The sequence below is a fragment of the Roseinatronobacter alkalisoli genome (assembly GCF_028745735.1).
GTDB classification, from domain to species: domain Bacteria; phylum Pseudomonadota; class Alphaproteobacteria; order Rhodobacterales; family Rhodobacteraceae; genus Roseinatronobacter; species Roseinatronobacter alkalisoli.
The window spans coordinates 25,368-47,352 of sequence record NZ_JAQZSM010000027.1 but is presented as its reverse complement, the minus strand read 5'-3'; the positions used below and the strand labels follow the sequence as shown (position 1 = coordinate 47,352).

The following is a 21,985-nucleotide window of genomic DNA, read 5'->3' as shown; positions in this document are numbered from 1 at the left end:
GGCCGCAGGCGCGATATCTGGATGAGATCGGGCATCTGCAAACCGTCAACGATATGGCAACTGCCCTGCTGGAACTGGACCCACAGGTTCTTGGGCATGGCAAGCAGCAGCATCAGGCACTTTTTAGCCTGACCGAGGGGCTGCACCCGCAGATAAATCGCATCGCAAATGATGTGATGATCGAGGATTGGAGCAGGGCTGCAGCGCGGCTTGATGCCTATCGCAGCACCCAGCGACTGGTCATACTAGCGGTCACGGCCGCATTTCTGGCCGCCCTAGCAATCTCTGGGCTACTGTTGCGCAAGCAGCGCCAGTTGCATCTTGCCGATGTCCAGAACCTGCGCGCTACCAAATTGCTGGAACAGGAAAGGGATGTCGCGCTGATGTATCGGGATTTCGCCGCCATCGTGTCACACCAGTTACGCACCCCTCTCAGCCTGATCGACAGCGCATTGCACCGGCTTGAACGCAAGGGCGATGCCGTGACCGCAGATGATGTGATCGAGCGGCGCGCGGTGGTGAGCGATGCGATTGGCCGCCTTATTCGCCTAAGCGATACGGTGCTGTTGCTGGCGAGGCTTGATAATGAACAGTTGCAAGCCGATTTCGCGGTGCTTGACATGAAACAAGTTCTCCATTCAGCCGTGGCCGAGGCGCAAAACCGCCATCCAAACCGGGAATTGCGCATATCTTGCGCCGATGGATCCTTGACCGCGAAAGGTGATCTGCATTTGGTCGGCCATATCATAGACAACCTGCTCTCGAATGCACTGAAGTTCAGTGATGCCGACCTCCCCGTAGAATTGCGCCTGTTCCGGCAAGGCAACGCATTGGCTTGCGCGATAACTGATCAGGGCGATGGGATTGATGCCTTTGATCAACCCCATCTGTTCGATCGCTATTTTCGCGGCAAGACACACCGGGAAGGGGCCGGGCTTGGGCTGGCGCTGGCGCAAGCCCTTGCGCATCTGCAAGGCGGGCATATCAGCTTCGAGACGTGGCCGGGTAAGGGCTCGGTTTTCACCTTCTGGCTGCCTGTGGCATAGTAATGATGGACAGATACAATGCTTGACCCACCCCTGATCCTGTGTTGCGAGGATGAACCGCAACTGCTGCGCGACATATCAGACGAGTTGCAAGCCGCAGGCTACCGTGTGCAAGAGGCACGCAATGGTGCAGAACTGCTTGCCAGCCTACAGCATTGTAACCCCGACCTGTTGTTATGTGACATAATGATGCCAGAATTGGATGGGTACGGCGTGCTTGCGCGCCTGCGCCGTGACTACTCGCATTTGGCACATGTGCCACTTGTCTTTCTGTCGGCCCTGTCCATGACCGATGCCATCATCCGAGGCAAGCGCGCTGGCGCGGATGACTATCTGACAAAGCCCATAAATTATGACCTGCTTTTGTCCACAATCGAGGCACGGCTGCGCCAAAGCACACAGGCGCGGGCCAACATCACGCATGTGGCGGGGCTAGGCCAGCATCTGCTGGAAAACCTCACAATTGGGGTGCTGATCTTCACGGCAGACGGCACGCTGATCAGGGCCAATGCAATCGCAGATCAAATCCTTTTGGAGAAAGGGTCCGAGATCAGCGACACTCTGGCAAAGTCGATCCACGCGCTGGGGGCGCAGGCACGTGCCGGGCGCGAAGATGTCAGATCACTGTTGCTGGATGAAACCACGTCCTGCATTGCACAACTGCATGCCTGCCCGCCAGCGCCGGTTACAGGCGCCCCGGCGATGGTCATGGCCTTTTTGACAAGACAGGATGCACTGGTCCCCCTGTCATCTGTCGCCCTAAGCGCGATGTTCGACCTGACCCCGACCGAGGCCCGAGTTGCCCGGCATCTGGCATCCGGTTTGCGACCAGATGAAATTGCGCTGGAACTTGACGTCGCCGGGACCACCATCGCCTTTCATCTGCGCAATGTCTTTGCCAAGACCGGCACGCACAGGCAGGCCGATCTTGTGGCGCTGTTGCTGTCATTGCCTGTGCGCCACCCTGCCTGACCCCCCTGTTCGGACGGGGCAACATGCCGGATTTCCATCTAGAGTGCGAAAAGCTGCGCATCGTTGGTGCCGCACCGCCCAAATGAACAGGAAATCCCGATGTCACATCATGTCTTACCAAAGCTGGTCGCCACTTCACTGGCCGCATCTGCCCTGATCGGGTCTGGCCCCTCAGAGGTGTGGGTGCAAACCCTTTCGCAAACAAACAAAACCGACAGCAGGGCACTTCAGATCGACGGGGTTGTGGGCGAACAAACAAGCACTGGCAGTGCGCGTGTTCCTCATAGCGGAAAGATCATGTTCCCCGGCGATCATTTCACACAGGCGTTTCCGGGGGATCATTTCAGCCCCCGACAACAGCGCGCGCTGACATCGCAAGGTATCACGACACTTGCTGACTTCATGGCGGCCAATCCAAGTGTCATCGGGCGTCTTGTGGGCGAGAGCCCGCACGCTGTCAGCCAGTGGCAGCAAGACATCAAGACGCGCCTGCGCTGATTCGGACCAGCGCCATCAACCAACTGATTTAAAACGAAAGATATGAACCATGTGGGACTTCTCATTTCGCCGCGGAATTAGCCTGATGATGCAAACCCTGCCATTTGTGCTTTTGCGCATGGCTGTCTATTTCGGCGCGGCCCTGGCCTATGTTCTGGTTACCGGCACCGGCGCAGGCATTGGCTGGGGGATCGGCGCGCTTGGCGATGACGGCTTTCGCGCCTCGGCCACGTTTTTTGGCGGACTAACGGGCTTTGGCATTGTGTTGATCGTGATGTATTGGCTGCGCGAATACATCCTATACATGGTTAAGGCCGGGCATATCGCGGTCATGGTGGAACTGATTGATGACCGCCCGATGCCGGACGGGCGGAGCCAGATCGGCCATGCACAGGCGATGGTACGCGAACGCTTTGGCGAGGCCAGCGTATTGTTCGCCATTGATCAACTGATCAAGGGGGTATTGCGCGCGGTTACCGGGCTGATCCGTGGGGTGTTCACCCTGCTTCCCATTCCGGGGGTGCGCCAGCTTATTACCATTCTGCGCGCATTTCTTCGTGTCGCGGTGGGCTTTATTGATGAAGTTATCCTTGCTTATGGCATGCGTACGCGCGCGACCGACCCTTGGGCCTCGGCGCGCGCGGCGCTGGTGCTGTATGCGCAGAACTACCGCCCCATGCTGAAAAATGCCGCGTGGATCACGCTATTTGTCTATGGGCTGATGGTGGCCTTGTTCTTTATCATGCTGGCCCCTGCTGCGCTGATCAGCAACCTGTATCCCGGCGGAATGTCGGCTATGGGGATCGTGATCGCCTTTATTCTGGCATGGTCCGTCAAACAGGCCTTGCTTGAGCCGCTGGCGGTTGCCTGTCTGTTGCAAGCCTATTTCCGCACCATCGAGGGGCAGACCCCAAACCCTGAATGGGATGCCAAGCTCGAAGGTATGTCGGGCAAGTTTCAGAAGCTCAAATCACGCGCTGAATCACCACGCACGGAGGCAACGGAATGAAGTGGCGTGCCTGCGGCCCAAGCCGGTTTTCGAGGGCCATTTTGTCCATGATTTGACCGGGCTTGAAGCCCGCAGATGTCCCAACAATGCCGACCTGAACACGTATATCCGCCAAGCCTCGGTTAAGCACCAGATCAGAGGTGCAGACCGTGGCTTGTCAACTTATATTCTTTCAGTTCGCCAGTTCGGGAAAATGGCACTGCGGCGACAAAAATCTTCGGTATCTGTGCCTGAAAAAAGCCCGTCGCGGGTGACCAGAACCGTACGCCAGCCGCGCGCCGCAGCGCCAAGAATGTCCGTATGAAGCGTGTCCCCGGACATGACAATCCGGTCGGGCGGGGTGTCTGGCAAGGTTGCTTCGATCATCTGGTGAACTTGCGGAAAGGGTTTGCCGAAAAAAGTCATTTGTCCAAGACCCGCATCCGCCAACAGATGCGCATAATGGCCCGGCTCAAGGGAAAAACCACCTTCGCGCGGGGCAACGAGATCGGCATTCGCAACGATTACCGGGCGTGGTCGGTTGCGCAGGCTTTGTGTCAGAATGGCCTGATGGTCGTCCGTCCAGGCCGTCGAGGAAAGAAACAGGAAGCTTTCAACGCGGTCGAAATCCTCCGGGTTCTTATCAAGTCTGCAAATGTCGGCGTCAATGTCGGCAAGGTCATCATGCGGGGCAGTAATGCAGCCCCAAAGCCCGGACCCAAGCCCGGAAATAGCCGCGTCACGGCTGGTGACAATCTCGTTCGGGGTTACGCTTATGCCCAACTTGGCAAACTTTTCCACGGCGGCTGGATGGCTGTAGCTTGCTGCATTCGACAGAATGCGAATGGCTTTGCCCGCTGCGCGCAACTCGTCCAGCCGCTGCGCTGCGCCGGAAATGGGTGTTTCGCCGATATTCAGAACGCCATAGGCATCAAACACGAACGCATCGGCATCCGCAGCAATGTCCAGCAACGAGTCCAGCTTGCGGGTGGCGGCGCCAAATCGCGCGTGCGGCATGCGATGGCGGATCGCTTCGTAGCGGTTAAAAATGTCTGATACATCATTCATGCGCGCGATGGGCCGTCTTCGTTCGCTGGTTAGGCTGTGTTTGTCGTTATAGCGGTTGCGCACCAAGATAAAATGAAAGAACAACAAAATGACAAAGTAGGTTGGCCATGAACCGCGTTTTCCGGTCGGATGACGATATAATCGTCATAAAGTTTACTGAAATTAAGCATAAATCGTAGGATATGCGTATTATCTCATCAAATTTTGTTGCTTTGGTGTTTTAGGTCTGCTCTGCCTACAACAAAGTAACAGGTTTATCGTGGCATCAAAGAAAATCAGACGGTGCTACTTGATCCAGCAGGTTGTGCAGGAACGTGGCGGCATTAGTGTGGGCGCGCTGGCGGATATGCTGGGCGTGTCGATGCAGACCATAAGGCGTGATCTGGACACTTTATGCGATGATGGCGCGATGCGCCGCGTCCATGGGCGCATTGAGCTGGCAGAAGATCGGCTGAACACCCCATTGGATCAGCGCGCGGGCACCAATCTGGTGGGCAAGCGCGCCATTGCCGAAGTGGCGGCCAGCATGATCCCAGACGGCGCAACGCTGTTTCTGTCCATCGGCTCCACCGCGCTGAGTGTGGCACGCGCATTGCGTCGCCGCCGCGAACTGACAGTCATCACGAATAACCTGAGTGCGGCAATGACCCTGAGCGAGGAAGTCTCGAACAGGATTATCCTGCCGGGCGGAGAATTGCGCTTGCCGGATCGCGATTTCATCGGTGAAGACGTGGTATCCTTCTTTGGGCGCTACCGTGCTGAATATGCGATTTTCGGCACCGCTGGCGTGGATATCGATGGCGGCCTGTCGGAATTTCATCAGGCCGAAGTGCGCGCATCGGAACGGATGCGGCAGAATGCCCAAACATCGGTTCTGGTCATTGATCGCAGCAAATTCGGACGCCATGCTCCCTCGATCGGTTGTGCCATCACCGAGGTGGACCATGTGATCTGCGACCGGCCGCCCGTCGCAACCTTCGCGCCGTTGATCGAAGATCTTGGCGATCGGATCGTGTTTTCAGAAGAAAGAGAGATGGAATGACTGACCCTTTCGTTCGTATCGAAAGCGTTGAAAAGCGCTGGAACGGCCAGCTTGGGGTTGAAGATATTTCTCTGACTATTCCGCGCGTGGTTTTGTGCGCACTGCGTTTTTCACGCCGACCATCCTGCCAATGATTGCTGCGGCCAATATCTGGCTGTTCTTCTATACACCGGGCCTTGGGGTGCTGGACCAGATCGGCGCGCTGTTCGGGTTCGCGTCAGTCAACTGGCTGGGGCGTCTGGAAACCGCGCTTTGGGCGGTGATTATCGTGACCATCTGGAAAGAAGCCGGGTTCTTCATGATCATCTATCTGGCAGCTCTGCAAACCATTCCGCCAGACCTGAAGGAAGCCGCCGATATCGAAGGCGCCAGCCCCTGGACCTATACCCGCCGGATTGTCCTGCCGCTGTTGATGCCTACAACCATCTTTGTGGCCGTCAATGCCCTGATCAATTCCGACCATTCCATCGCCGGAACGCCCTGTTGCAATACCCCGTTGCAGTATGACAGAAAGCTGGCGGCGGGGATATGCCGTCAGTCTGCATAGTCGGAGGAATCGATGAAAACGCAGCGCGAGATCTCCATAACCCGCGAACTTGACATCTGCCTTGAGCGGATGTCGCATCTTCCCGATGGCGGTCGCAACTGGCGGGAATTGTATTTCGCCCAACCCGAAGGTTACCGCGCCCTGACAATGCAGCTTACGGTGCCAGCAGGTGACATGCCCGCGCCGGTCGTTGTGTATATTCACGGCGGCGGCTGGCTGTTCGGACATCCCAATGTGCAGCATCCGCATCTGGCAGCGATGGCACTTTTCGACAAGCTTCATGCCGCGGGCTATGCCGTGGCCCGCGCGTCCTATCGTTTGAGCGCAGAGGGCAAGTTTCCGACACAGTTGCATGATCTGAAGGCCGCGATACGTTATCTGCGCCATCACGCCGCCCGTTTCGGCATAGATGCGGCGCGGATCGGTGTGATTGGCGAAAGCGCAGGTGGGCATCTTGCGGTACTTCTGGGGCTGGATACTCCGCCGGAATTTGAAGGCGAGGTCGGCGTGACCGGACCGACCAGCAAGGTTCAGGCGGTCGTCAGCTGGTATGGTATTACCGATTTCCTGACGCTGGATGCGCAGCGTATTCCGGGGTCGCCCTTTACACATGATGCTGCAGACTCTGCGTCATCACGGTTACTTGGCCAGACGATTTCTGCGAACCCGGACGCCGCGCGGGCGGCGTCGCCAGTAACCTGGGTCACCGCTGACGCAGCACCTTGTTTGATTCAGCATGGCACCGCTGACCTTGTCGTGCCGCCGGGGCAAGGGCGCGAGTTGTTCGACCTGTTGCAGCTATCTGGTGTGCCCGCGGAATTCAGGCCGGTCGCGGGAGCGAACCATTGTTTTGTCGGGGCAAGTACTGATCCCATTGTCGCCGATGTTATTGCGTTTCTTGATCAGCATTTGCAGCAGGCAGAATGAGGCTGCGCGCCTTTGGTCCTGAACATGCGCTGTAAACAAGGAGCTCACCCGAATGGTTTGGCGCTTGTCCTTCCTTATACATTCTTGTTTCTACGGCTGAACAGTTCCTGACTCAGGTCGATCAGGGTTTGCATCGGTGCCCAGTCTGACAATTCCTTGCGGTGCACGATGCCCACATCGGCGCGTCGGGGATGCAGGGTGAAGGGCACCGGGACAACGCGGGGCGCGCGGGCTGAATTTATTGCGAATTCAGGCAGGAAACATAGATTGTCGCTTTGTTGCAGCATGGTCAGGGTAACAAGCAGGTTCTGACACAACATGCGGATATCGGCATTACGACCAAGCCGTTCATAGATCATGTGCTGTGTGATCTCGCCATAAATCGGCCATTCCGTGTAGACGATCCAAGGGTAATCAAGAAGGGCGGCGGGACGGACAAGTGCATCGCTGTCCAGATCATTAAAGATCGGATGATCCTCGCGCGCCATGATTTCGTTGCTGATTTCTGCCAGCTTGTGCCGGATCAGATTGTATTTCCCGGTTTCCCCCGGATTTCCGCTCAGCATACCGCTGAATGCGACGTCAAGCCGTGCCTCTGCCAGATCTTTCGCTGTCTCTCCAAACGTAAGCGGGACCACCTCGAAGATCAGTTCGGGATGGCGTTTCTGCATCTCGACAAAGATCGGTGACAGGATGCCTGACCGCCAGAGTGGCCCCGCGCCTATCCGCATCCGCATCTTGAACTGCGTCTGGTCCGATGTCAGTTCATGTTCGGCAATTTCCCAGTACCGCTCGATCCGGTTGGACACTGCGAGCACCCGCGTGCCGAAGGCCGTTGCAACCACACCGCGCGCGTGGCGTTCGACCAGAGGCTGACCGAACCGCGCTTCCAGCTGTGCAAGCGACCGCGACAGCGCAGGCTGCGTGACATTCAGCTTTTCTGCTGCGCGGCGCAGGCTTCCTTCAGCAAGGATGGTGCGCAGCCGGAAAAGGTGGGTAATCTGGTCGAGCATCTTAGCGATTAATCCTCTTTATCATCCTGATGTCTTTTTGCATTTTTAGTGCATCACAGCAAGTGATACAGACGCACCATATTCCCCGAAGCTGCAAGCGGCGCGGGAACGCAGGGAGGGAGACGATGACATTATTTACAGGCAGGGCACACCCTGCCCGGCACAGCATATTCTGCGCGGGCACGACCGCATGATCACCTATCTGGCCAAACGGATTGCTTCGGGGCTTGTGCTTCTGGCAATCGTGACGACGATCACATTCGTGATGCTGTTTGGCGCAACGGAAAATGTGGCGCAGAACATTCTGGGTGAAAACGCAACCAGCGCGCAGATCGTTGCACTCGAACAGCGCCTTGGTTTGGACCAGCCGTTGCATGTTCAATACGGGAAATGGCTTTCGGGAGCGGTCAGGGGGGATCTGGGCACATCATGGCTGCAAAGCGAGCGTGTATCTACCATTCTGCTCCATCGCTTGCCTGTCACGTTATCGATGGTGTCGCTGGCGATTTTGGTGATTGGCATTGTGTCGGCGGTGCTTGGGGTGATCGCTGCAGTGCGCGGCGGTTGGGCTGACAAGGTGATACAGGTGATCAGCGTCGTAGGCTTTTCCATGCCGAACTTCTGGCTGGGGCTGATCCTTGTTGTCATTTTCGCGCTAACGCTGCGCTGGCTGCCCGCGACAGGCTATGTTCCCTTCAGCTCCTCACCTGGGGGTTGGCTGGCATCGCTGGCGCTGCCAGTGACAGCCATTGTGCTGTCGGGTATCGCTTCTGCCTCTCAGCAGATACGGGGTGCTGTCATGGATGCGCTGCGTCAGGACTATATTCGCACCCTGCGCGCGCGCGGCGTCGGCCCCGGTTCGGTGGTGATACGTCACGCGCTGCGCAATGCACTGCCCGCTGCGCTGACGGTGCTATCGGTGCAGTTCATTGCCCTTCTGGGCGGTGCGGCGATCATCGAGCGGGTCTTTGCGATACCGGGTCTGGGGTCGTTGACGGTTCAGGCATCGCTTTCGGGCGACATACCCGTGCTGATGGGTGTGGTTGTCGCTGCCATCATCATCGTTTTGATCGTCAATGTCACGATTGACATCATCCATGCATGGGTCAACCCCAAGGTACGCCTGCAATGACTGATTTTTCCAATGAACCAACTTCCCGGTCGCCGAAACAGGGGCGCTTCGCCTTCGCGCGCGCCGTTCTTGCAAACCCGCTTGGACTGGTGGCTTGTGTGATGCTGGTTGCGGTGTTGTGCGTGGCGGCCTTTGCCCCGTTCATTGCGCCCTATGCGCCCGGCGATCTTCAGATATTCAAGATGAATGCCCCGCCCGGCGACGGTTATTTGTTGGGCGGCGACGGGGCCGGGCGCGATATTCTGACCCGGCTGATTTATGGCAGCCGTAACACACTGGCGGGCGCTGCCGTGGCGGTCGGCGTGGCGGGGCTTATCGGGGTGGTGACCGGCCTGATCGCGGGCTACTTCGGCGGCAACCGCGATGTGGTGCTAAGCTGGGTGTCGGACGGGCTGATGGCGCTGCCTGCGTTGATTGTGCTGCTGGCCTTCTATCAGGCGCTTGGCGCGTCGATCTATTTGTCGATGATTGTTTTCGGCATCATGCTGTCGCCCAGCTTTTTCCGGCTGACGCGCAACCTTGTCAATGGCGTCAAGCACGAGCTGTATATTGACGCCGCCCGCGTTTCGGGCCTGTCAGACCTGCGCATCATCGTGCGGCATGTTTTGCGGGTTATCCGCGCGCCGCTGGTCATTCAGACGTCTATTGTCGCGGGGATTGCGATTGTCATTCAGGCCGGCCTGGAGTTTTTGGGGCTGGGTGATCCGGCGACGCCAACATGGGGCGGGATGCTGCAAAATGCCTTTGCCAATATGTATACCGCGCCCATGGCGATCCTGTGGCCGGGACTGGCCATTTCGGTCACGGTTGCGTCCTTTGTGCTGCTGGCCAATGCCATCCGCGACCGGCTGCAACAGGGCGACCGGGTAACGGCTGGCACCACACCAAAGCCGAAACCCGCCCCGTCATCTTCGCACCCGCGCGGTGACAGCCCCGATGATGATGTGCTGCTGGACGTGCGCGATCTTGTGGTCGGCTATCCCGGCAAGGGTGGCTGGACGGAAGTTGTGCGCGGTGTGTCATTGACGCTTCGGCGCGGAGAGGTGCTTGGCCTTGTGGGCGAAAGTGGGTCGGGCAAGACGCAGACTGCCTTTGCCATTCTTGGGCTTTTGTCCGAAGGCGGGCGCGTGCTATCCGGGTCGATATTGTTTGATGGTCAGGATCTGGCGCATTTCTCTGAAAAGGAAATGCGCCCGCTGCGCGGCAAGCGCATCGCCTATGTCCCGCAGGAACCGATGTCCAACCTCGATCCGGTTTTCCGCATCGGCTATCAGCTTGTCGAACCGATGGTGGCGGTTTTGGGCATATCGCGGACAGAAGCGAAGGCGCGTGCGCTGGAACTGCTGGCGCGGGTGGGCCTGCCGGACCCGAAGCGCACGTTCAGTGCCTATCCGCATGAAATTTCGGGCGGTATGGCGCAGCGGGTGCTGATTGCAGGTGCGGTTTCGTGCAAGCCCGACCTGCTGATCGCGGATGAACCGACGACTGCGCTGGACGTCACCGTTCAGGCAGAGGTTCTCGAGCTGATGCGCAACCTTCAGGCTGAATTCGGCATGTCGATGATCCTTGTCACGCATAATTTCGGGGTAGTCGCTGATAGCTGCGAAAGGGTGGCTGTGATGAAGGACGGTGCCGTGGTCGAAATGCAGGAGGTGACAAAACTTTTCGCGGAACCAGCGCATCCCTATACGAAAATGCTGCTGGGTTCGGTTCTGAATGACACCACGGTCCGCAGCTATGTTGCACCGCGCAACCCAGAGGTGACAGCATGAACCCGCAGCTTCTGGTCGATTGCATTGACGTCAACACGCATTTCGGGGCGCTGCATGTCCTGAAAAACGTATCCCTGACCATCCGGCCCGGTGAAACCGTGGGCCTTGTGGGCGAAAGCGGTTCGGGCAAGACAACGCTGGGCCGCGCCATTCTGGGGATTGGCCCGGTCAGTTCCGGCCGCATCCTGTTCAATGGCACCGATATTGCCGGGTGCCCGCCCGGTGCGCGCGCCGGCGAGGCCGCTGCCATTCAGGCTGTGTTTCAGGACCCCTACAGTTCGCTCAACCCTTCGATGACGATCGAAGATATCCTGATCGAGCCGGTGATTGCGCGGGGCCTCGCGTCCCGCGTGGACGCGACAGCGCAGGTGCGCAAGTTGCTGAAGCAGGTGGCGCTGCCCACCGATGCCGCGCAACGTTACCCGCGCGAGTTTTCTGGCGGCCAGCGACAGCGTGTGGCTATTGCGCGCGCGCTTGCGCTGTCGCCGCGGCTGATTGTCTGCGACGAGCCGGTTTCTGCGCTTGATCTATCAACGCAGGCGCGTGTCCTCGATCTGTTTATCGAGATTCAGGAACGCACTGGTGTCGCCTATCTGTTTGTGTCGCATGACCTGTCGGTGGTGCGTCATATCTCGCACCGGGTGGCTGTGATGCGCAGTGGTGAAATCGTTGAATTCGGCGAATGCGATCAGGTAACGGCCCGCCCCGCGCATGACTATACACGCCGCCTGCTACTGGCTGCACCGGTTGCCGACCCGATCAGACAGGCTGAACGCCGCGCGGCGTTTCAGGCCCTTGAAAAGGGCAACTGATCATGCGTGCCATCATTGTAATGTATGACAGCCTGAACCGCCGCATGCTGCCGCCGTATGGTGGCAAGGGCGTTCACGCGCCGAATTTTGAACGTCTGGCACAGCGCAGCGCAACGTTTGACAATTGCTATGCGGGTTCCATGCCTTGTATGCCCGCGCGCCGTGAACTGCATACCGGGCGTTACAACTTCCTGCATCGGTCCTGGGGACCGATTGAACCTTTTGACGATTCCATGCCAGAAATGCTGAAGCACAACGGCGTCTATACCCATTTGGTGACCGACCATCAGCATTACTGGGAAGATGGCGGTGCCACCTATCACAATCGCTATTCCAGCTATGAATTTCTGCGCGGGCAGGAAGGCGATCTGTGGAAGGCCGATCTGAACGGCCTGGACCACGCCCGGCTGGGCGATATTCATTACCGCATGGTCACGCAGGATCAGGTCAACCGCCGGGCGATGTCGCAAGAGGATGGCCATAGCCAGACCCAGACCTTCGATGCCGGTCTGGAATTTATCGCCACGAATGCCAAGCAGGACAACTGGATGCTTCAGATCGAAACATTCGATCCGCATGAGCCGTTCTTCAGCTACGACCACTACCACAAGCTTTATCCCGACACTGACGCGGGATTCGACGCCGCGCCGGATTTTGACTGGCCGCCCTATGCCCGTGTCACGCAATCTGCAGACCAGGTGGAGCACGCGCGCAACCGTTATCTGGCCCTGCTGTCGATGTGCGACCACAATCTGGGTCGGGTGCTGGATGCGATGGACACCCGCGACATGTGGGACGACACCATGCTGATCGTCTGCACCGACCATGGCTACATGCTGGGTGAAAAGGGCTGGTGGGGCAAATCCGTGATGCCTTGGTATGACGAGACAATCCACACACCGTTTTTCATTTGGGACCCCCGCACGAAGGTGGCGGGAAAGCGGCGCTCGGCACTAGTTCAGACCATTGACATTGCGCCCACGCTGCTGGACTTTTTCGGGCTGGAACCAACGCCCGACATGATGGGGCGGGCCCTTGCAGACAGTGTCGCACAGGATACGCCGGTGCATGAGGGCGCGTTGTTCGGCAATTTTGGTGGTCATGTCAGCGTGACCGACGGGCGGTATGTCTATATGCGGTCATCCGCAACTGCGACCAACACGCCCCTTTATGAACACACGCTGATGCCCACGCATATGCGGTCACGGTTCGAACCGCAGGAATTTGCTGCGGTGGAACTGGTCGCGGGGTTTTCCTTTACCAAGGGCGTTCCCGTCATGCGCATGCCCGGTTGGACAATCCGGGGGCCCTGGGAATATGGCACATTGCTGTATGACCTTGAAACCGATCCCGACCAACAGCAGCCGCTGGACGACCCGGCGCTGGAATTGCGGATGGCAGGGTTGCTGGTTGATCTGATGCGCGCCAATGACGCCCCGCCCTGCCAGTATGAACGTCTGGGGCTGCCTGCCGAAGGGGCTGTCGGACCCGCGCATCTGATGGTTCAGGCGCAGTGGGATCTGGTCGAGGCCGGGCAGCGCACTGCCCTGCGGGTAAGCGATTTCGCCCCCGGCGCGATCATCGGCACGGCACCGCTGCGCACCTTGATGGCCGACCCCGAAACGCGCAACGTGGTGACCGAGGTGCTGCCGCGTCTGAAATCTGCGGAACTGCCCCGGCTGCTGTCGGAAAAGACACTGATTGAACTGGCGGGCATCTGGCCTGATCTGGGCCGAGAGGGTCTGGAACAGCTGGAAGCGGCGTTGCAGGGCAAACTGCCTGCCTGAGCGCCCGCGCACCAGAAATCACCAAGAACGAAAGATACCACAGCTATGACCCAACCATCACGCCCCAACATCATCTTCATCATGAGCGATGATCACGCCGCGCGCGCAATCTCTGCCTATGGTGGGGGGTTGAATTCCACGCCCAATCTTGACCGTCTGGCGAACGAAGGCTTGCGGCATGACCGGACCTATGTGACAAATTCGATCTGCACGCCCAGCCGTGCCGCGATACTTACGGGCACCTATAACCACGTCAACTGTGTCACGACGCTGTTTACCGGGCTGGACAACCGGCTGCCCCATGTTGCCAAGCACCTGCGGCAGGGCGGGTATCGCACCGGCATGTTCGGCAAATGGCATTTGGGCGAAGGTGCGGCACATGCCCCTACCGGCTTTGATGAATGGTGCGTGTTGCCGGGGCAGGGCGACTATTTTGATCCGGCCATGATCACACCAGAGGGGCGCAAGCGGTATCCGGGCTATGCCACAGATCTGATCACCGACATGAGCATTGATTTCATCGCGCAATCAGGGGATCAGCCCTTTTTCGTGATGTGCCACCACAAGGCACCCCACCGGTGTTTCGAGCCGCACCCGAAACACCAGCACCTTTGGGAAGACGAAGACATACCGCTGCCCGCAACCTTCAACGATGACTATTCCAACCGGGCGGCCGCAGCGGCTGCGGCGAAGATGCGCATCAGGTCCGACATGATCTATGACGATCTGGGCCTTGTTCAGCCATCAGGCGGTGCGGATACTGCAGGAGAGTTGATGTGGGATGTGGGCCATCTGAACATGCGCAAGGTGCCAGACCTGCAACCGGGCGAAGAGATTACCGTGATTTGCGCTGATACCGGACGGAATTTCACCTTTGATGACCCGCAGGCTTTTGCCGAGTTCAAATATCAGCGCTTCATGAAGCGCTATCTGCGTACCGTGCAGTCGATTGATGAGAACGTGGGCCGTCTGCTTGATTATCTGGATGAAACCGGGCTGGCCGAAAATACCATTGTTATCTACACCTCGGATCAGGGGTTTTTCCTTGGTGAACATGGGTGGTTCGACAAGCGCTTCATGTATGAGGAATCCTTGCAGATGCCCTTCCTTATCCGCTATCCTGCGGGCATCAAGGCGGGGACAACCAGCGACGCGATTTCATGCAATGTCGATTTTGCGCCGACATTTCTTGACTATGCGGGCCTGCCTGTTCCCAGCTATATGCAGGGACGTTCGATGCGTCCGGTTCTGGAAGGCAACACGCCCGATGACTGGGACAATCTGGCCTATCACCGCTACTGGATGCATAATGATGGCATCCATGAAGCATATGCCCATTATGGCGTGCGCGATGCGCGTTACAAGCTGATCTACTGGTATAACAAGGATCTGGGCCAGCTTGGTGCGCGGCCCAATGATGCCCCGCCTGAATGGGAATTGTTCGACTGCGCGACCGACCAGTTTGAGTTGAACAATCTGGCTGACAACCCTGATTATCAGGATATATTTGCCGCGATGCTGGACCGCCTGGACACGAAGATGCAGGAGATCGGGGATCTGCCCGAACATGACAGCGCGACCATCCGCGCCGGGTTGTCGTCTACTGCTTCACATCGGACCGCGCCTGGGCCATGACGTCTTGTTGCGGTCCATCACGCCCGTCGCAGCCGTGTGCTGTAGCACTGGCGACTGACCAGTCCGTCGTCGCACCGGGGGGTGGCGCGCCGCAGGACGCTGTGCAGGTTACCGGTGGCAAAACCTTCGTCGGCACCCATCGGCCTGCCATTCCGCACGATGGCGAGGGGCCGGAACGGGCCGTGACGCTTGCCGATTACGCGCTGGAGGCAACGACAGTGACCAACGCGCGTTTCGCCGAATTCGTCGATGCAACCGGCTATGTGACCGAGGCAGAGCGCTTTGGCTGGTCGGCGGTGTTCTTTGGCGACCGCGCGCATCTGGATGCCGCAACGCGCGTGGGGTCACAACTGCCATGGTGGCACAAGATTGACGGCGCGCACTGGCGGCAACCCGAAGGGCCGGGATCATCGGTTGCGAACCGCATGGACCATCCCGTCGTTCAGGTGTCGTGGAATGATGCCAATGCGTTCGCCCGCTGGGTGGACGGTCGCCTGCCGTCGGAAGCGGAATGGGAACATGCCGCGCGCGATGGTACTGTGCGCAAGCGGTTCCCTTGGGGCGATACCGAGCCGGATGATGACGACAACATCTTCTGCAACATCTGGCAGGGCCGTTTCCCATCCGTGAATACCTGCCGGGACGGCTATGCGCGCACTGCGCCCGCGCGCAGTTTCGGACCCTATGGCGCGGGCTTCTATGCGATGTGCGGGAATGTCTGGGAATGGACTGGCGATCCGTTTCGCATCCGGTCGGTTTCCAAGGCCGCGAAACTGCGCAATGCGCATTCCAGACGATATGCCGAAAAGGTGCTGAAGGGCGGGTCTTTTCTGTGCCACATCACTTATTGCTACCGATACCGGATTGCTGCGCGCATGGCGATGACCCCCGATAGTGCCGGGTCGAATACCGGTTTTCGGGTGGCTTATGATATCAGGTAAAGGGACAAATTTGACCATGCCGAAGCGGGACTTTCTGACAGGCGCGCCTTTCAACCTGAATGGTGCCGCGCGCCACTGGGTTGCGCTGACACGCGATTCAATGACGCTGAAAGAAAAGGTCGCGCAGCTTTTCGTGCTGATTTCGCGCGGGGATGACGCGGAGGAGCAGGCGCGGATCAAGCAGCTTCGCCCCGGCGGCATCACCCGGTTTTTCGGCCCTGACGGGGCGGCGGAACGTGACAGGATTGCGGAGCTTCAGGCCGATGCGGATATTCCGCTGCTGGTCAGCGCCGATCTTGAAGGTTCCAGGATGAGCCTGCCTTTCGGAACGCAGGTGCCCAACCCGCTTGCCCTTGCCGCGATTGATGACCTTGCGACAACGCGCGATATCGCGCGGATCATGGCGGAAGAAGCCCGCGCCATCGGCGTCAACTGGTCGTTCACCCCGGTTATAGATATCAACGCCGCGTTTCGCAGCCCGATCGTTGCAACCCGCAGTTTCGGGTCCGATGTCGGCACGATCGAACGTCATGCGTTGACCCAGATCGCGGCCTTTCAGGACCTAGGGGTCGCCGCGACGGTCAAGCATTGGCCGGGCGAAGGCTATGATGACCGCGATCAGCATCTGGTGACAACCATCAACCCGCAAACCATGCCGGAATGGGACGCCAGTTTCGGCCGCCTTTACCGTGCGTCCATTGCGGCGGGGGTGAAATGCGTCATGTCGGCCCATATCGCGCTGCCCGCCTATATGCAGGCGCAAGAACCTGATCTGGGCGTTGACGCGTTCTGCCCGGCATCGGTCAACCGGCGGCTGAATATAGACCTTTTGCGCGGAGAATTGGGGTTCGACGGGTTAATCGTGTCCGATGCCAGCGAAATGGCCGGGCTGGGGGCATGGATGCCGCTGCGCGATGGCAAGGTGCAGATCATTGCCGGGGGCTGTGACATGATCTTGTTTTCCCGCACCCCCGAGGATGACATGGACGCCGTGCTGGCAGCGGTTAGGGACGGCACGATTTCGCAGGCGCGGCTGGATGATGCCGTCACGCGCATTCTGGCGCTGAAGGCATCGTTGAACCTGCACCGGCAGGCGGGACCGGATGCGCGCTTCGCGCTGGCCACACCTGCGGCGGCGCGGCTGGCCGACGCGGCCATTGCAGCAGCACCCACGCTGGTCAAGGACACAAAGAACCTGTTCCCGATCTCGCCCGAAAGCCACAGGCGTGTGCTGATCTGTTCGGGCGGCATTGTCAGCCCCCTGCACGGTGCGCCCGCACCGATGGTCCTACCCGGACTGTTGGCTGACAAGGGTTTCGACGTGACAATGTATGAACCCGGAACGCTGGTGTCTCCCGACAAGTATGACCTTATGCTTTACCTGTTTGGCGAAGAAACCTTGCTGACACGCGGGCGCATTTTTCTGGACTGGGCCAAACTTGGCGGGGATTTTGGCGCATCGATGCAGCGTCACTGGCATGATATTCCCACTGCATTGATTTCATTCGGCTACCCCTATTACCTGTATGACGCCCCGCGCGTGCCGACCTGTATCAATGCCTATTGCACACTGGATGCGATGCAGGAAGCAGTGGTTGCACTGATGACAGGCAGCGGGAAATTCACGGCAAGCAACCCCATCGATCCGTTCTGCGGCCTGCCCGATGCAAGGTTCTGACGCGCGTCGTCGCGGCATGTCGTCCATTCGTTGCTGACCACATTGTTATGCAGACCCCATCGCCATGCCGGGAAATGTCCCGGTCATGGCAGGGTGTCGACCGCGCGAAGGCGGATGCGCGTGCCTAGACAGGGCGCCAATGCTTTCGCGCGCGGTATGTTCAGGCCGCCCGTCGTGTCACCAGTCAGTGGATAAAGACGAATTGTCATGAGCGCGCAGGTATAACATGGGCTGATAGGTGTGTCGAAAAGTTGCATTTCTAATTTATAAATGCGGGTGCTAATTTCCGCCAGCATGAAAGACGAGGAGCTTTCATACAATCCGCCGACCGGGATAGCCCCGTCGGCATAGGGAGGATGAAAAATGCGCAAGACTTTGGTCGCGTTGACTGCGCTGATGGCTGCATCAGCGGCAGTTCCCGTCGCGGCACAGGTGCCGAATGACGACGACACGCTGGCTCTGGCCGCATTGCTGGACAATAACAGCTTTGACCGCGCCCAGTTGATGATCGCAAACCAGATTCAATTCTGGCAACCCGTCTTTGATACCCTGCTGGTGCAGGAGCCAGATGGTACGGTGGCACCGAACCTTGCCACCGAATACATGTATAATGACAGTAACGACATACTGACCCTGACCCTGCGCGAAGGCGTGACTTTTACCGATGGCGCGCCGCTGGATGCAGATGCGGTCAAGGCGAATCTTGAATATCTGCGTGAAGGCAGTGGGCAGAACAGTTTCATGGCCCGCCCGATCAGCGAGATCGAGGTTCTTTCGCCCACCGAACTGCGCCTGCATCTCAACGAACCGGACCCAAGTTTGTTGCAGAACCTCAGTTCGGTCGCGGGGGCAGTGGCAAGTCCTGCAACGCTGGGAACCGAGGGGGCTTCGGTCAACCCGGTCGGATCGGGGCCATATATCTATGATCCGGACGCATCCGTTGGCGGCAGACAATATGTCTATGCCCGCAATCCTGACTATTGGAACCCCGATGCGTTCCCGTTTGAACGTGTCACGATCACGCCGATCAATGATCTTGTTGCGCGGCTGAATGCGCTAAAATCGGGACAGGTGGATGCGGGTCTGGGAGAGGCAGGCACTGTCGCTGATGCACAGGCCAACAATCTGGATACGCATACGAACCCGGTCAACTGGATGGGCCTGACCATTGCTGACCGTGGCGGCAAGATCGTTCCGGCGCTGGCTGATGTGCGGGTGCGCCAAGCCATCAACATGGCCTTCGATTCCGCCGCGATCCTGCAATATTTCCAGTTGGGATATGGCAGCCTGACCAACCAGATATTTCCCGATACGGCCCAGTCCTATCGCGAGGAGTTGAACGGGCGGTATTCTTATGACCCCGAAGGTGCCCGCGCGTTGCTGGCAGAGGCCGGCTTTCCTGACGGGTTTTCGGTAACCATGCCTGCGCTTGCGTCCATGGCCAATATCAACCCCGTCATCGAACAGCAACTTGCCGAAATCGGGGTTGCGGTTCAATGGGCGTCCATTGCGCCCAACATGACCATTCCTGACCTGCGATCCGGGCGGTATGCGATTTTCATTCTGCCCTTCGGTTATCAGGGTGACTGGGCCGAGATGAACAAGTTCGCGCGACCCGACTCCCCGTGGAACCCGGTCGGGTATGAGGATACCGAGCTGCTGAGGCTGGTCGACAAGGTGCAGTATGCTGCCGTAGATGATCAACCTGCAATCTATCAGGAGATCAACACCTATCTGGTCGAAAATGCATGGTTCGCGCCATGGTACAGGCCCGATAACATCTACCACACCAACAGTTCGGTAGATGTGCAGCCGCAATCGGGGAATGTTGTGCCGTTCCTGCGCAATTACGCCCGACAGCAATAGCGTCGTTCCGTCTTCTTTCTCCCTGGGCGGAACATGGGGCGGTTACGAGTGTGACCGCCCCTTTTCCATTGCAGCATGACCCACAGGTTCTGCCCTCTCCCGCTTACCTGCGCAAAATATTTTGACGCTGCAGTGCGCAGTTTGTCTGCAAAGATTTGCGCTACTTTATAAAGAGTGTTGTCGCATCTTGTCAGAAGGCCAAAACGGGGGACTGTCTGGATCTTTCCGTGCCACAAATTCCATCACAACACTTCCGCCGGACGCTTGAAGAGCTCCGATATCCCGGGCATGGCCGCCTCGAAAGCAGGCAACCCCTGCTCAAGTAGGTCTTGTACGGCCAGCGCCATGCCCGGCATCTTCAGGCTGCGCAGCATGAGGACGATGGCAGCTCCAGCACGATTATGACGCATCTCGCACTCCTTTCTGGACCCGCAACCCATCATAGCGCGCGACATTGGTCTGGGGCTCCTTGCTCAGCGAGAAGGCGGCTGGGGGCATGCGAGAAGATCAGCCAACCACCAGCCCCGTTCCACGCCGTTCCGCGCGGCTGTGGATCTATGTGCGTGATGACCGTCCGTTCGGGGGCGGAGCGCCACCTGCAGCCCTCTATTACTTCTCTACAGGACAGGCGAATGGAGCATCCCAACCAACACTTGGCGGGCGGGACCGGCATCCTGCAAGCCGATGCCTATGGCGGCTATAACAGCGTCTACAGCGCCCAGCATAAACCAGCCCCAGTTTTGAGCGCGCTATGCTGGTCGCATGCCAGGCGCAAGTTCTTTGAGTTGGCCGACATCAAAGCCACAGCCCGTAAGGGCAAAAAAGGTGGCCGAAAATATATCGCCCATGGCGCTGGAAGCCGTCAAACGCTTCGACGCTATCTTTGATGTCGAGTGTGAGATCACTGGTCTGACTTCCGAGGCGCGTCATGAAGCCCGGCAGCAGCGGGTAGCGCCGATGGTCAATGACCTGCATGACTGGATGAGGGCGGAGCGGGCCCGGATGTCGAAGCACAACCCGGTCGTCAAGGCCATCAACTACATGTTCGAGGAGAAAGGCCGCTGGGAGGCATTCACTCGCTTTCTTGATGATGGACGGATCTGCCTGACGAATAATGCGGCCGAGCGCGCCCTCAGAGGCATCGCATTGGGTAGAAAATCATGGCTTTTTGCAAGATCCGAGCGCGGTGGCGACCGGACAGCCTTCATGTATACCTCATCATGACGGCAAAAATGAACGACATCGACCCGCAGGCATGGATGGCCGATGTCCTCGCGCGGTTGCCGGATACGCCCGTATCGCGCGTGCAGGAATTGTTGCCCTGGAACTGGAAGGCCCGATATATGGCTCAGGCTGCCTGACCATGCAGTTAAACAAGGTCCACGCCGTCAAAACCGTCGATCGCGTCGCGGCAGAACTGGGCGAAACGGTCGATCGCCTCCATGATCTCGCCATCAGCATGGAGCCCGAAGATGGCATCATCTGGGTCTATGGCACTGAAGAGGTCGAGGTCCTCGCTTTCACCCCGTTCGGTGTAGAAACTCTCGTCGAGATGATCGCCATGGAACGCGACCGTCAAACCTGAACACCGGCGGCCTTCACCGGATGGATACCTTTCTGTTGCAACTTCTGCTTTTTCAAAACTGGCCCGCGTGGCAATGCCCGAAACCATGCGTCTAGGATCTCTGCCCTGCAACAGTCAAACGCTTGCAGATTAGTCCATCTGGGGTCCGGTAGGTTCGAAAGCCCATTGCCTCGTAATATGCCAATGCCTCGGGATTGGTTGCTGCAATCGTCGCGTCGATGTTACCGATACCCGCTTTTGCAGCCGCCGCGTGACTTACTTCAAAGAGCGCGCGTCCAACCCCACGGCGGGCGGCAGAGGGCCTTATGTGGGTGCCGATGATGCCCCATCCCGGTTCAACGCCCCACTGATTGCCAGGCTCAGCTAACTTGAGCGATTGGAAACCCAGAATAACGCCTTCGTCCTCGGCGACGGAACATCGGATCTTGCCAGGATCCTCAATATAATGGGCGCGAACAAAGCTCTCATCGTCACGGCTGGTGCGCTTACCAGAGGCTGTCAGTTCTTTAAGAAATGCACTCATCTGCTTGACGTCCTCGACGACTGCGTCTCTGATTTGCATACCCAATCCTTCTTTCTTTCCACCGGTTGCTCAAAGGTAGCCGTTCGAACAGTTTACCGTTCAGATCGGAGAAATACAGGCCATGGAAAGCTGTGTCTCAGAAAACGCCCGTAG

19 protein-coding genes and 2 pseudogenes are annotated in these 21,985 nt (G+C 58.4%); 16 read left to right on the top strand and 5 right to left on the bottom strand.

The annotated features are described in order from the left end of the window. The 4 genes from PUT78_RS19280 to PUT78_RS19265 form a co-directional block, all read left to right on the top strand. A partial coding sequence (locus tag PUT78_RS19280; protein WP_274353900.1) for a sensor histidine kinase occupies window positions 1-1,046 on the top strand: 1,046 nt, incomplete at its 5' end. A gap of 18 nt (window positions 1,047-1,064) precedes the next feature. Beyond that, window positions 1,065-2,018: a response regulator gene (locus PUT78_RS19275; RefSeq protein WP_274353899.1), complete on the top strand. Its 954-nt coding sequence runs from the start codon at window positions 1,065-1,067 to the stop codon at window positions 2,016-2,018. Window positions 2,019-2,117: 99 nt separating this feature from the next. Beyond that, the gene (locus tag PUT78_RS19270; RefSeq protein ID WP_274353898.1) at window positions 2,118-2,516 is read left to right on the top strand and encodes a hypothetical protein; all 399 of its coding nucleotides are present in this window, start codon (window positions 2,118-2,120) and stop codon (window positions 2,514-2,516) included. Between the two features lie 85 nt (window positions 2,517-2,601). Then, a complete protein-coding gene (locus tag PUT78_RS19265; protein WP_274353897.1) occupies window positions 2,602-3,525 on the top strand; it encodes a hypothetical protein in 924 nt (307 codons plus the stop codon). A gap of 162 nt (window positions 3,526-3,687) precedes the next feature. On the opposite strand, the gene PUT78_RS19260 is transcribed toward PUT78_RS19265, so the two are convergent. Further along, on the bottom strand, window positions 3,688-4,572 hold the full coding sequence (locus PUT78_RS19260) for an HAD-IIA family hydrolase (protein ID WP_274353896.1): 885 nt from the start codon (window positions 4,570-4,572) through the stop codon (window positions 3,688-3,690). 259 nt (window positions 4,573-4,831) lie between these two features. On the opposite strand from PUT78_RS19260, the gene PUT78_RS19255 reads away from it, so the two are divergent. The 3 genes and pseudogenes from PUT78_RS19255 (at window position 4,832) to PUT78_RS19245 (ending at window position 7,088) form a co-directional block, all read left to right on the top strand. Continuing rightward, the gene (locus PUT78_RS19255) at window positions 4,832-5,614 is read left to right on the top strand and encodes a DeoR/GlpR family DNA-binding transcription regulator (RefSeq protein WP_274353895.1); all 783 of its coding nucleotides are present in this window, start codon (window positions 4,832-4,834) and stop codon (window positions 5,612-5,614) included. Between the two features lie 70 nt (window positions 5,615-5,684). Continuing rightward, window positions 5,685-6,071, top strand: a pseudogene (locus tag PUT78_RS19250) (carbohydrate ABC transporter permease); the annotation flags it as partial. Window positions 6,072-6,173: 102 nt separating this feature from the next. Beyond that, window positions 6,174-7,088 carry an alpha/beta hydrolase gene (locus tag PUT78_RS19245; RefSeq protein WP_274353894.1) on the top strand — a complete coding sequence of 305 codons (915 nt, stop codon included), beginning with the start codon at window positions 6,174-6,176 and terminating at the stop codon, window positions 7,086-7,088. Between the two features lie 74 nt (window positions 7,089-7,162). On the opposite strand, the gene PUT78_RS19240 is transcribed toward PUT78_RS19245, so the two are convergent. After that, window positions 7,163-8,101: a LysR family transcriptional regulator gene (locus PUT78_RS19240; protein ID WP_274353893.1), complete on the bottom strand. Its 939-nt coding sequence runs from the start codon at window positions 8,099-8,101 to the stop codon at window positions 7,163-7,165. Window positions 8,102-8,291: 190 nt separating this feature from the next. On the opposite strand from PUT78_RS19240, the gene PUT78_RS19235 reads away from it, so the two are divergent. The 8 genes from PUT78_RS19235 to PUT78_RS19200 all read left to right on the top strand — a co-directional run bounded on the left by PUT78_RS19235 (window position 8,292) and on the right by PUT78_RS19200 (window position 19,724). Beyond that, a complete protein-coding gene (locus PUT78_RS19235) occupies window positions 8,292-9,233 on the top strand; it encodes an ABC transporter permease (RefSeq protein ID WP_274353892.1) in 942 nt (313 codons plus the stop codon). Then, window positions 9,230-11,005: a dipeptide/oligopeptide/nickel ABC transporter permease/ATP-binding protein gene (locus PUT78_RS19230; protein WP_274353891.1), complete on the top strand. Its 1,776-nt coding sequence runs from the start codon at window positions 9,230-9,232 to the stop codon at window positions 11,003-11,005. The genes PUT78_RS19235 and PUT78_RS19230 overlap by 4 nt, the downstream gene beginning before the upstream one ends. After that, window positions 11,002-11,817, top strand: a complete 816-nt coding sequence (locus PUT78_RS19225; RefSeq protein WP_274353890.1) for an ATP-binding cassette domain-containing protein — start codon at window positions 11,002-11,004, stop codon at window positions 11,815-11,817. The genes PUT78_RS19230 and PUT78_RS19225 overlap by 4 nt, the downstream gene beginning before the upstream one ends. Before the next feature lie 2 nt (window positions 11,818-11,819). Further along, the gene (locus PUT78_RS19220; RefSeq protein ID WP_274353889.1) at window positions 11,820-13,604 is read left to right on the top strand and encodes a sulfatase; all 1,785 of its coding nucleotides are present in this window, start codon (window positions 11,820-11,822) and stop codon (window positions 13,602-13,604) included. 45 nt (window positions 13,605-13,649) lie between these two features. Further along, window positions 13,650-15,239, top strand: a complete 1,590-nt coding sequence (locus PUT78_RS19215; protein WP_274353888.1) for a sulfatase family protein — start codon at window positions 13,650-13,652, stop codon at window positions 15,237-15,239. Then, a complete protein-coding gene (locus PUT78_RS19210; protein WP_274353887.1) occupies window positions 15,236-16,180 on the top strand; it encodes a formylglycine-generating enzyme family protein in 945 nt (314 codons plus the stop codon). Before PUT78_RS19215 ends, PUT78_RS19210 begins: the two co-directional genes overlap by 4 nt. 16 nt (window positions 16,181-16,196) lie before the next feature. Next, window positions 16,197-17,858 carry a glycoside hydrolase family 3 protein gene (locus tag PUT78_RS19205; RefSeq protein WP_274353886.1) on the top strand — a complete coding sequence of 554 codons (1,662 nt, stop codon included), beginning with the start codon at window positions 16,197-16,199 and terminating at the stop codon, window positions 17,856-17,858. Between the two features lie 363 nt (window positions 17,859-18,221). After that, window positions 18,222-19,724, top strand: a complete 1,503-nt coding sequence (locus PUT78_RS19200) for an ABC transporter substrate-binding protein (protein ID WP_274353885.1) — start codon at window positions 18,222-18,224, stop codon at window positions 19,722-19,724. A 242-nt stretch (window positions 19,725-19,966) separates the two neighbouring features. On the opposite strand, the gene PUT78_RS19195 is transcribed toward PUT78_RS19200, so the two are convergent. Continuing rightward, the gene (locus PUT78_RS19195) at window positions 19,967-20,134 is read right to left on the bottom strand and encodes a hypothetical protein (protein ID WP_420793527.1); all 168 of its coding nucleotides are present in this window, start codon (window positions 20,132-20,134) and stop codon (window positions 19,967-19,969) included. A gap of 104 nt (window positions 20,135-20,238) precedes the next feature. Here PUT78_RS19195 and tnpC point away from each other — a divergent pair. After that, window positions 20,239-21,085: pseudogene (gene tnpC, locus PUT78_RS19190) on the top strand (IS66 family transposase); the annotation flags it as partial. 8 nt (window positions 21,086-21,093) lie between these two features. Here tnpC and PUT78_RS19185 read toward each other — a convergent pair. Together PUT78_RS19185 and PUT78_RS19180 are read right to left on the bottom strand one after the other, a co-directional pair. Then, window positions 21,094-21,396, bottom strand: coding sequence for a hypothetical protein (locus tag PUT78_RS19185; RefSeq protein WP_274353884.1), 303 nt, complete (start codon window positions 21,394-21,396; stop codon window positions 21,094-21,096). A 4-nt stretch (window positions 21,397-21,400) separates the two neighbouring features. Beyond that, window positions 21,401-21,871: a GNAT family N-acetyltransferase gene (locus PUT78_RS19180; RefSeq protein ID WP_274353883.1), complete on the bottom strand. Its 471-nt coding sequence runs from the start codon at window positions 21,869-21,871 to the stop codon at window positions 21,401-21,403. Between the last annotated feature and the right edge of the window lie 114 nt (window positions 21,872-21,985).

Excerpts from the sequence above, each read along its gene's own strand:
- PUT78_RS19205 (WP_274353886.1), top strand. The coding sequence starts at position 16,197 with ATGCCGAAGCGGGACTTTCTGACAGGCGCGCCTTTCAACCTGAATGGT.
- PUT78_RS19200 (WP_274353885.1), top strand. The coding sequence starts at position 18,222 with ATGCGCAAGACTTTGGTCGCGTTGACTGCGCTGATGGCTGCATCAGCG.
- PUT78_RS19235 (WP_274353892.1), top strand. The coding sequence starts at position 8,292 with ATGATCACCTATCTGGCCAAACGGATTGCTTCGGGGCTTGTGCTTCTG.
- PUT78_RS19270 (WP_274353898.1), top strand. The coding sequence starts at position 2,118 with ATGTCACATCATGTCTTACCAAAGCTGGTCGCCACTTCACTGGCCGCA.
- PUT78_RS19180 (WP_274353883.1), bottom strand. The coding sequence starts at position 21,871 with ATGCAAATCAGAGACGCAGTCGTCGAGGACGTCAAGCAGATGAGTGCA.
- PUT78_RS19240 (WP_274353893.1), bottom strand. The coding sequence starts at position 8,101 with ATGCTCGACCAGATTACCCACCTTTTCCGGCTGCGCACCATCCTTGCT.
- PUT78_RS19185 (WP_274353884.1), bottom strand. The coding sequence starts at position 21,396 with ATGGTTTCGGGCATTGCCACGCGGGCCAGTTTTGAAAAAGCAGAAGTT.
- PUT78_RS19220 (WP_274353889.1), top strand. The coding sequence starts at position 11,820 with ATGCGTGCCATCATTGTAATGTATGACAGCCTGAACCGCCGCATGCTG.
- PUT78_RS19245 (WP_274353894.1), top strand. The coding sequence starts at position 6,174 with ATGAAAACGCAGCGCGAGATCTCCATAACCCGCGAACTTGACATCTGC.
- PUT78_RS19225 (WP_274353890.1), top strand. The coding sequence starts at position 11,002 with ATGAACCCGCAGCTTCTGGTCGATTGCATTGACGTCAACACGCATTTC.
- PUT78_RS19275 (WP_274353899.1), top strand. The coding sequence starts at position 1,065 with ATGCTTGACCCACCCCTGATCCTGTGTTGCGAGGATGAACCGCAACTG.
- PUT78_RS19260 (WP_274353896.1), bottom strand. The coding sequence starts at position 4,572 with ATGAATGATGTATCAGACATTTTTAACCGCTACGAAGCGATCCGCCAT.
- PUT78_RS19210 (WP_274353887.1), top strand. The coding sequence starts at position 15,236 with ATGACGTCTTGTTGCGGTCCATCACGCCCGTCGCAGCCGTGTGCTGTA.
- PUT78_RS19215 (WP_274353888.1), top strand. The coding sequence starts at position 13,650 with ATGACCCAACCATCACGCCCCAACATCATCTTCATCATGAGCGATGAT.
- PUT78_RS19230 (WP_274353891.1), top strand. The coding sequence starts at position 9,230 with ATGACTGATTTTTCCAATGAACCAACTTCCCGGTCGCCGAAACAGGGG.
- PUT78_RS19265 (WP_274353897.1), top strand. The coding sequence starts at position 2,602 with ATGATGCAAACCCTGCCATTTGTGCTTTTGCGCATGGCTGTCTATTTC.
- PUT78_RS19195 (WP_420793527.1), bottom strand. The coding sequence starts at position 20,134 with ATGCGTCATAATCGTGCTGGAGCTGCCATCGTCCTCATGCTGCGCAGC.